Here is a 9440-nt window from a genome sequence, read left to right on the forward strand (position 1 = left end):
AAATGGGCATCAAGCCTCAGGATGCCATGAAGATGCTGGCTCAGACTCTGGAAGGAGCCGCCCAGCTGCTGCTTTCCAACGAACAGACACATCCGGCACTGGAAATTGAAAAAGTGACGACTCCGGGAGGTATTACGATCAAGGGAGTAAATGAACTGGAGATGGCCGGATTCAGTGCTGCCGTTATCCGGGCACTCAAGGCCAGTGTATAAGTACGGCTCAGCAGAAAGCTTTCTTGGCCCACTTCATGCTGCCCCAGCGTTTGACGAAGATGAACGCACGGATGTTCTCATCAAGCAGGAAGGCACACCACATGCCGACCAGTCCCCATCCCCAGTGAATGCCGAACAGATAACTGAAACCGACTGATACGGTCCACTGTACTACCAGACCGACATAGAACGGATAGTTTACATCCCCGGCTGAGCGCAGGGCATTGGTCGCATAAATGTTGACGGCACGTCCGATCTCGACCACAACATCGATAATCATCACGGTAACACCCATGCGGATAATTTCCGGATTATCGGTCAGCAGACTGAAGATGGTATGCCCTAAAGCGGCCCATATACACGAAAGAATCAGTGAAACCAGAATGGAAAGGCGCATCACATATTTGCCGAGCAGATAGGCAGCACGTACTTTACGCTGGCCTACCAGATGGCCGATAGTGATGGCGCCTCCCTGTGCCATGGCTATGGCGAACAAATAAACGAACATCACGATATTCACTGTATAGGTGCGTGTGGCAAGCGCATTGTTGCCAAGCATATTGATCAGATAAGTAATCACCACCTGCGAGAAGCTGTACGACATGTTCTCGCCCGCTGAAGGAAGTCCCACTTTCAGCAGATTCTTCAGTTCCTTCCACGGGAAAGGCCGGAAATAACGTACCGGGAAACTGGGGATGTGCTTGCGGAAAAGAATCACAAAGAGCACTACCATACTGACTCCGCGTGCAATGGAAGTAGAAATCGCCGCTCCTTCCGCACCGAGGGCAGGCAAACCGAACTTACCGAAAATCAGGGTGTAATTGCCGATGATGTTCATCACATTGACCAACACCGTGACCAGCATCGGATAAATAGCCTTGTTGGCGCTCCGCAGGGAAGCGGAAACTGTCAGTGAAAGTGCCTGGAAAAAGGCAAAGGCTCCCACAATCTGCATATAGCCGACTCCGTATTTCAACAGTTCGGGACGCAATCCCATCCAGCCAAGCAAAGTTTCCGCACCGAAATGCAGAATGGCACTGACCAGCAGACCGACTGCCAGATTCAGGCAAAGGGAAACACCGACTACCTGAACCATCTTCTGACGCAGGCCGGCTCCCAGAAACTGGGAACACAGAACCGAAGTTCCGATATTAATGACCTCGAACACCAGGAATGCGAACATCACAATCTGGTTCACTACCCCTACGGCAGCAACGCTTTCGTCTGAATACTGGCTCAGCATGACGGTATCTACCGCCCCCAGCATCATGATCAATAATGTTTCGATAAAGATGGGAATCACCAGTCCGGTCAGTCCCTTGCGAATATTGGTTTGTTGAATAGCCTGTTCCACGATCCTTTCCTCATTTCCGGCTGCAAAGTTACTGCTTTTCCGGCGGTGAAAGGATTGACCTACATCAAGAGTTCTCTCCGTTTTCGCTCAGATAGGTTTCATACATGGCTGCAATCTCCTCCAGCGGAATACCCAGCAGATGAATCTGCCGGAACATGTCGGGCAGTTCGTCCTGCAGGAAAGACTGACGACGGAGCTGAATGATCCGCTCCCGGGCTCCCGAGCTCACAAAATAACCGATTCCACGCTTGTTGTAAATGATTTCCTGTCCCTGCAGATAATCATAGGAACGGACAACCGTATTGGCATTGACCTCTACCATTGCGGCATATTCCCGAACAGAAGGGACACGCCCTTCTTCGGGATATACCATCCGGAGTATCTCATCCATGATCCGGTCGGCTATCTGTAAATAAATAGATTTGCTTTCCTTGAACTTCATACTCCCAACCATTTACGTCGTATAACCTGTGAACGGGTGAAAAGCCAGTAAGACAGCCACCAGTTGAAAATTGTCAGTGAAGCGAAAATCAGACAGCCTGCTGTCATCAGTCCGTTGGTCGTTGCCGGAGTTTCTTCGAAGTTTTCACTCATCCACTGGAAAAAGCGTTCCATCATTCCCGTTTCAACCAGTCTGGCAAATATAACTCCGCCTATCAGATTGAATGCAATGATTACTCCCAGAGTCTTCAGGAACGGATGCTTGTACCAGCGGCTTCCGCCAAGAATGAACAGGGAATGATTCCACAAGAGGAAAATGAATCCCAATAACTGCATCAGGACTTTGCTATAAGCATATTCGCCATCCATATTAACAGGAGCGCGTCCCGTGCGAGACATCATCTCGGCCATTTCTGCCAGCATCGATTGACTGAACTCGGCAGGAAGCCGGAAGAGCGGCTGCAACAGATAGCGTGACAATTCCAGTGCCAGCAGGGCAACAAATACCTGAATCGAAAGAAATACTGTAACAATCACGAAGCGGGAAAGAAATTTTTCAAACATCGTGGCCGGAAGCAGCAGGTATGAGATACGCTTCTCCTTGCTGTTCATGCAGATCATGATGCGGGAAGCATAAAATATGAAGAAAAAACTGGTTACCAGAAAAACGACTCCCAGCATATTGTTGCAGAACTGATGAAAGCTGTATGCGGAAGGATTCCACAACCATCCCAGCATAGGGATGAGGAAAGCGGCATAAATACCCAACAAACCAAAAAGGGAGTTTTTCCAGTTTTCAGCTATATCGAGCTTCAACAGATTCGTGAAGCGTGTGAAATTAAAATTCGTAGTCATTATCTTGCGTGTTTTTATTCAGTAAATATCTTTTGTATTTTCTCACTCTCTGTCAGCAGGGCGTTAAACAACAGTTCCAGGTTCAACGGGCTCTCTTCTCCATAATGATTCGGCAGGATGACGCTGTTTCCGTGAACTGAAGGCTGCACATAAAGAGCATCGTCCGTCGGATCACTCATTCCCTGTTCGGCAAAAAACAGCTTGTCGGTAATACGGACCACAGACTCGTCAAGCAATACCTGACTGCCGTCGATCACGATCACATGGTCCAGCAGACGGTCAATGTCTCTTACCTGATGGGTAGAAATCACGACAGACTTTTCTTCACTCATTCCCGATGCCAGAACTTTCCGGAACTGGCTCTTGGACGGAATATCCAGTCCGTTGGTCGGCTCATCCATCAGCAGCAGCGAAGTGTTGGCTGCCAGTGCAAAACACATATAGGCTTTTTTCTTCTGCCCCATGGACAACTCTCCCAGATGAATGTCTTCATTCAGACCGAAATCTTCCAGACAGTTCCGCAGAATCTCCCGGCTGAAGCGAGGATAAAAGGAAGCGTTCAACCTGACAAACTGATTCAGACTGAGATTAGGCAGTGTGAATTCTTCCGGCACCAGATACATATCGGCCAGAGACTGGGGTAAGCGTTTCTGTACATCTACCCCTCTGAAATAAAGGTGTCCGGCCTGAGGGCGTAACAGTCCGCTCAGCAGATACAACAGGGTAGATTTTCCTGTACCGTTCTTGCCCAAAAGGCCGATTACCTTTCCGGCTTCCATCTCCAGGGAGAAGTCCTGGAAGACGGAAGCTCTCTTTCCATACTTGAAGGTTAACCCTTCGATCTTTATCATTGACGTGTTCATGTTGTGACTGTTTATAGTTATTTAGTGTATTAGTTTAATAGTACACCGCAAATGTAAGTATTGTTTTTGAAATAACAAGAGGTATTTCAAAATTTAACAACCATTAAGAATCAAAAAAAGAGATATCAGCAAACAGGAGCATGGATCTTTCTGAACGACGATTCACATGCTCCTGCCAAAAAGGAAAGTATTGTTTCAGGCTAAAGAACACCGCGCATACGGTCTTCGAATGCAGACAAGGCTGCCTTGGCACCTTCTCCCATGGAGATAATAATCTGTTTGTAAGCCACATCGGAAACATCTCCTGCCGCATAAATACCCGGAACAGAAGTACGGCCATTCTTGTCGGTCACGATTTCTCCCGGACGGTTTGTTTCCAGCACTTCTTTAAACAGATGACTGTTTGGAGTCAGGCCAATCTGCACAAAAATCCCATCCAGTGAAAGCTCTTCTTCAGCTCCGCTTTCCCGGTCTTTCACTCGCAAGGCTGTCACCTTTTCTCCGTCACCCATCACTTCCAGGCTCTGACGGCTGGTGAATACCTCCACATTACTCAAAGAACGGAGTTTTTCCTGAAGAACGGTATCTGCCTTCAGTGTATCGAGAAACTCCAGCACAGTAACCTTCGAACAGATTCCTGCCAGATCAATGGCGGCTTCTACACCGGAATTGCCTCCGCCAATGACGGCCACATGTTTTCCTTTATAGAAAGGTCCGTCACAATGTGGACAGAAAGCAACACCACGACCGGTATACTCGGCTTCACCGGGTATGCCCAGTTTACGCCAGGATGCACCGGTTGCAACAATCAAAGCCGGCGCACGGAATATTTCGCCTCCCTTCACCCGCAAGACCTTTTCCTGACCTTCCAACATGAATGATTCAATCTGCCGGTTGTCAAAAACAGCAATCTGATAAGCATCCAAATGCTTTCTCAAATCACCGGCCAGGGCTTGTCCTGTGGTATAAGGAACAGAGATCAGATTTTCAATACCAACAGTTTCATTGACCTGTCCGCCGATTCTTCCTGCCACTATCGCCACCTTCAATCCTTTACGGGCCGAATAAACAGCTGCAGCAGTTCCGGCCGGTCCGCCTCCGGCAACCAGAATATCAAAATGATGTTCACTCGGAGTTACTTCCTGGGCACGCGTTCCAGCCTTGGCTTCCAGCTTGTCCAGCAATTCTCCCAGCGTACTGCGTCCGACGTGCAACAGTTCTCCACCAACAAAGACTGCCGGAACCGCTTGAATCTTGAAGCGCTGAGTCTCTTCCTGAAACAAAGCTCCGTCTACAGCCACATGGGTGATCTGCGGATTGAACAGTGTCATGACATTCAAAGCCTGCACAACATCCGGACAATTGGTACACGTCAGTGACATGTAAGTTGTTATTTCGAGTGGTCCCTGCAAAGCCTCAATACGACGGGTAACTGCCGCATCCGGAAGATTCTTTCCTTTTCCGTCTGCATTCAGAACAGCCAGCAGCAAAGAACTGAATTCATGCCCATTCGGAACTGCCCGGAAGCAGATACCCGTATCCGCACCATTCTTCAGCAAACGGAACTCCAGTCCGCTGCCTTCCCTTACACGACAGGAAAGGCGGGAAGAGCAAGAGGCTGTCTCTTCCAGAAGTTCGATCAGCTCTGCATACGACTCATGATCCTGACGGACAGAAATATCGAAAACATAATCCGCATCCAGCTGTCCCAGCAGGCTTCGCAACTGTTCTTTCAAAGATACGTCCAGCATATTTCCTCCTTTCCAATCAGATTTTTCCGACCAGATCAATACTTGGTTTCAAAGTCTCAGCCCCTTTCTTCCATTTGGCCGGACATACCTCACCATCATGAGCCGCTACAAACTGAGCAGCTTCCACCTTGCGCAAAAGCTCATCTGCATTACGGCCGATACTGTTATCCTGAATTTCTACCAGTTTAATCAAACCTTCCGGATTAACCACAAAGGTTCCCCGATACGCCATTCCGTCTTCTTCGATCATTACTCCAAAGGCACGTGACAAAGCCCCGGTGGGATCTGCCAGCATCGGATACTGGATCTTACGAATACTTTCGGAAGCATCATGCCAGGCTTTATGCACAAAATGAGAGTCTGTACTGACAGAATATACTTCTACTCCCATTGCCTTGAACTGCTCGTACTTTTCAGCCATATCAACTAATTCGGTCGGACAGACAAATGTAAAATCGGCCGGATAAAAGAAGAACACAGCCCACTTGCCTTTCAGATCTTCATTAGACACTGTAACAAACTTGCCATTGTGAAACGCCTGTACTTTAAACTCGGGAATTCTTGAATTAATAATTGATGTCATATAAACTACTTTTTAAATTAATATCTTGTTTTAAATTTGTAATTATTACAATGCAAAGATACGGGCTAGAGGAAAAGCAGTCAATACCTAAATCTAGGTATTCTGAAATAATTAGCAGGGAAGTATCCGAGTTTCACAATTAAATATGTACCTTTGGCGCATAAGAAATTAATACCATGAATAACTCACAATCAACTCATCAAACTCAGAAAAGGAGTCCGATCACCTGGGTTCCTACAGCCTATTTTGCTATGGGGCTTCCATTTGTCGTATTAAATATGGTGACAGTACTTATGTTTAAGGGGTTAGAAGTAGAAGACAAACTGATTACTTTCTGGACTTCTCTGATTCTTCTTCCCTGGACTCTGAAGCCTCTATGGAGCCCGTTCCTGGAGCTGTTCAAAACTAAAAAATTCTTTGTCATAGCTACTCAGCTGATTACAGGCATCACTTTTGGACTTGTAGCCTTTGCATTAAATCTTCCTCACTTTTTCAGCATTACCATTGCCCTACTGGCCATTGTCGCATTCAGCGGTGCTACCCATGATATCGCATGCGATGGCGTATACATGGGGGAACTGTCCAATGCCGACCAGTCTAAATATATCGGCTGGCAGGGAGCTTTCTATAACATTGCCAAAATTGTTGCAACAGGAGGACTGGTCTACCTGGCAGGAATCCTGATCGAGAAATCCACAAGTCAGGGAGACAGTCTATATGATGCAAACCAACATGCCTGGATGATCATTATGGCAATTCTGAGTGCTGTAATGGTTTTATTAGGTATTTATCATATCTTTATGCTTCCGTCAGGAGGAAAACGGGCCGCAGCTGAGGTGCATCGGACGGGAAAGCAGGTCATGGTAGAACTGGGAGAAGTTTTAATCGACTTTTTCCGGAAAAGACATATTGTCTATTACATCTGCTTTATCATTCTCTACCGCTTTGCTGAAGGTTTTGTCATGAAAATCGTTCCGCTGTTCCTCAAGACCGAACGGGAAATGGGAGGTCTGGGACTAAGCGAAAAAGAGATCGGGCTATATTATGGCAGCTATGGTGCGGCAGCTTTTGTGTTAGGTTCTTTACTGGCCGGATATTATATTTCATCCCGGGGATTGAAAAAAACGCTTTTCACATTATGCGGCATCTTCAATCTGCCATTTCTGGTCTATACTTTATTTGCCATCTTCCAACCGACCAATGGTTTGCTTATCTGCAGCGGTATCATCTTTGAATATTTCGGATATGGTTTCGGATTTGTCGGACTTACCTTATTTATGATGCAACAAATTGCCCCTGGAAAACATCAGATGGCGCACTACGCCTTTGCTTCTGGCATCATGAACCTGGGAGTGATGATTCCGGGAATGCTCAGCGGATGGGTATGCGAATTGTTTGAGGAATGGTTTAATAAGCCCAGCGGCTATGAACCGTTCTTTATCTTTGTACTGATTGCTACGATACCTGCCTTCTTAATCACTTACTTTGTCCCATTCAAGTATAATCAGGACGGTACTTTAATAGAAGGAGAAAAGGAATAATCACTTAAAGAAGATTTTATTAATCACTAAAAAACTTTATGATATGACTGAAAAAATAAACATGCCTTGGGAAGAACGTCCGGCAGGATGTACGGATGTGATGTGGCGATACTCTCAGAATCCGGTAATCGGACGTTATCATATTCCTTCTTCCAACAGTATTTTCAACAGTGCTGTCGTTCCTTTCAAAGATGGTTTTGCCGGTGTATTCCGTTGTGATAATAAAGCGGTACAGATGAATATCTTTGCCGGATTCAGCAAAGACGGTATTCACTGGGAAATCAATCATGAGCCGATTCAGTTTAAAGCCGGCAATACGGATATGATTGAATCTGAATATAAATATGATCCGCGTGTAACCTGGATAGAAGACCGTTACTGGATCACCTGGTGTAATGGTTATCATGGACCTACCATTGGTATCGGCTATACCTTCGACTTCAAGGAATTCTTCCAATGCGAAAACGCATTCCTGCCTTTCAACCGGAACGGAGTTTTATTTCCTCAGAAAATCAACGGAAAATATGCCATGTTAAGTCGCCCAAGTGACAACGGACATACTCCGTTTGGAGATATCTACATCAGCTACAGCCCGGATATGAAATATTGGGGAGAGCATCGTTGTGTAATGAAAGTAACGCCTTTCCCGGAAAGTGCATGGCAATGTACAAAGATCGGAGCTGGTTCTGTTCCTTTCCTGACAGAAGCTGGATGGTTAATGTTTTATCATGGAGTGATTACAACCTGCAACGGTTTCCGTTACTCCATGGGGGCAGCAATTCTGGACAAAGAGAATCCAGAAAAGGTTCTATACCGTACCCGTGACTATCTGTTAGCACCGGCTGCACCTTATGAATTGCAGGGAGATGTACCGAACGTGGTATTCCCTTGTGCCGCACTACAAGACGGGAAACGTGTTGCTGTATATTATGGTGCTGCAGACACGGTAGTAGGAATGGCTTTCGGCTACATCGATGAGATCATTGATTATGTCAAACGCACATCAATTCTCTGATTTTTATTTTAAGACATTCTAATAATAAGGAAGGCTGTAACAAATAACCAGGGTTATTGTACAGCCTTCCTTCGTATCATATATCTTGCTATTCCGGGAATTACTAAACAAATCTATTAGAGATACATCTATGGAACCAAATGGCTGCTCTGAATTATATCAATCAAGATAGGCTTCACTCCCCCAACAAAGCATTCAACCGCAATAACCATCAGGATAAGTCCCATCAGACGCATCATCACATTGTTACCAGTTTCACCTATGACAGAAACCAAACGGGTAGACAGGCGTAAAATTATATAGGTCAGCAAATAGACTATTGCAATAACCACTACCAAGGTTATCTTTAATTCCCAGGTATGAGCATCATCCATCAAGATAATTCCATTAGCTATTGCTCCGGGACCACACAACATCGGTATTGACAATGGGGTGATGGAAATATCATTAGCATAGGTCTTGATTTCTTCATCCTTCAATTTCGTATTCGTATAACGTGCCTGAAGCATATCATATCCAATTTTTAATATAATGATACCTGCTGCGATACGAAAACCATTAGTTGAAATTCCAAAGAATTTAAATAAGAACTGTCCACAGAAAGTAAAAGAGATCAAAATAATAAATGAAATAATGGTAGCACGTTTTATGATATGCTGCCGTTCTGATTCATCCAAACCTTTAGTCATAGTCAGGAATACGGGCATTGTACCCAACGGATTCGTCAAAGTGAAGAATGACGTGAAGCACAAAAGTGCAAAAGGAATAATTGTGTCCATAGAGATTTAATTATATTAATACACAAATATAGACAAACATTGCATT

Annotated in this window: 10 protein-coding genes; 3 read left to right on the forward strand and 7 right to left on the reverse strand. The window is 45.5% G+C overall.

Annotation, left to right across the window (positions count from 1 at the left end):
- Nucleotides 1-212: pyrroline-5-carboxylate reductase dimerization domain-containing protein (locus tag BACCOPRO_RS14425; protein WP_008144760.1), on the forward strand; the 212-nt coding region annotated here is incomplete at its 5' end.
- 7 nt (nt 213-219) lie between these two features.
- Here the strand turns inward: BACCOPRO_RS14425 and BACCOPRO_RS14430 are convergent.
- From BACCOPRO_RS14430 to ahpC, 6 genes are all read right to left on the reverse strand, one after another.
- Nucleotides 220-1566 (reverse strand): MATE family efflux transporter, encoded by a 1347-nt coding sequence (locus BACCOPRO_RS14430; RefSeq protein ID WP_008144761.1) that lies wholly within the window; start codon nt 1564-1566, stop codon nt 220-222.
- A gap of 64 nt (nt 1567-1630) precedes the next feature.
- A complete protein-coding gene (locus tag BACCOPRO_RS14435) occupies nt 1631-2008 on the reverse strand; it encodes a GntR family transcriptional regulator (protein WP_008144762.1) in 378 nt (125 codons plus the stop codon).
- Entirely contained in the window at nt 2005-2862 is an 858-nt protein-coding gene (locus BACCOPRO_RS14440) for a hypothetical protein (protein ID WP_008144763.1), read from the reverse strand. The genes BACCOPRO_RS14435 and BACCOPRO_RS14440 overlap by 4 nt, the downstream gene beginning before the upstream one ends.
- A 14-nt stretch (nt 2863-2876) precedes the next feature.
- The gene (locus tag BACCOPRO_RS14445; protein WP_008144764.1) at nt 2877-3713 is read right to left on the reverse strand and encodes an ABC transporter ATP-binding protein; all 837 of its coding nucleotides are present in this window, start codon (nt 3711-3713) and stop codon (nt 2877-2879) included.
- A gap of 212 nt (nt 3714-3925) precedes the next feature.
- Nucleotides 3926-5476, reverse strand: coding sequence for an alkyl hydroperoxide reductase subunit F (gene ahpF, locus BACCOPRO_RS14450; RefSeq protein WP_008144765.1), 1551 nt, complete (start codon nt 5474-5476; stop codon nt 3926-3928).
- A 16-nt stretch (nt 5477-5492) separates the two neighbouring features.
- Entirely contained in the window at nt 5493-6059 is a 567-nt protein-coding gene (gene ahpC / locus BACCOPRO_RS14455; protein WP_008144766.1) for an alkyl hydroperoxide reductase subunit C, read from the reverse strand.
- 176 nt (nt 6060-6235) lie between these two features.
- Between ahpC and BACCOPRO_RS14460 the strand changes: the two genes are divergently transcribed.
- Both BACCOPRO_RS14460 and BACCOPRO_RS14465 read left to right on the forward strand, forming a co-directional pair.
- Nucleotides 6236-7600: an MFS transporter gene (locus tag BACCOPRO_RS14460; protein ID WP_008144768.1), complete on the forward strand. Its 1365-nt coding sequence runs from the start codon at nt 6236-6238 to the stop codon at nt 7598-7600.
- Nucleotides 7601-7643: 43 nt separating this feature from the next.
- Nucleotides 7644-8615 (forward strand): glycoside hydrolase family 130 protein, encoded by a 972-nt coding sequence (locus tag BACCOPRO_RS14465; RefSeq protein ID WP_008144770.1) that lies wholly within the window; start codon nt 7644-7646, stop codon nt 8613-8615.
- A gap of 128 nt (nt 8616-8743) precedes the next feature.
- On the opposite strand, the gene BACCOPRO_RS14470 is transcribed toward BACCOPRO_RS14465, so the two are convergent.
- Nucleotides 8744-9394 (reverse strand): MarC family protein, encoded by a 651-nt coding sequence (locus BACCOPRO_RS14470; protein WP_008144773.1) that lies wholly within the window; start codon nt 9392-9394, stop codon nt 8744-8746.
- Nucleotides 9395-9440: the final 46 nt, after the last annotated feature.

This window comes from Phocaeicola coprophilus DSM 18228 = JCM 13818 (assembly GCF_000157915.1).
Classification (GTDB): Bacteria; Bacteroidota; Bacteroidia; order Bacteroidales; family Bacteroidaceae; genus Phocaeicola; species Phocaeicola coprophilus.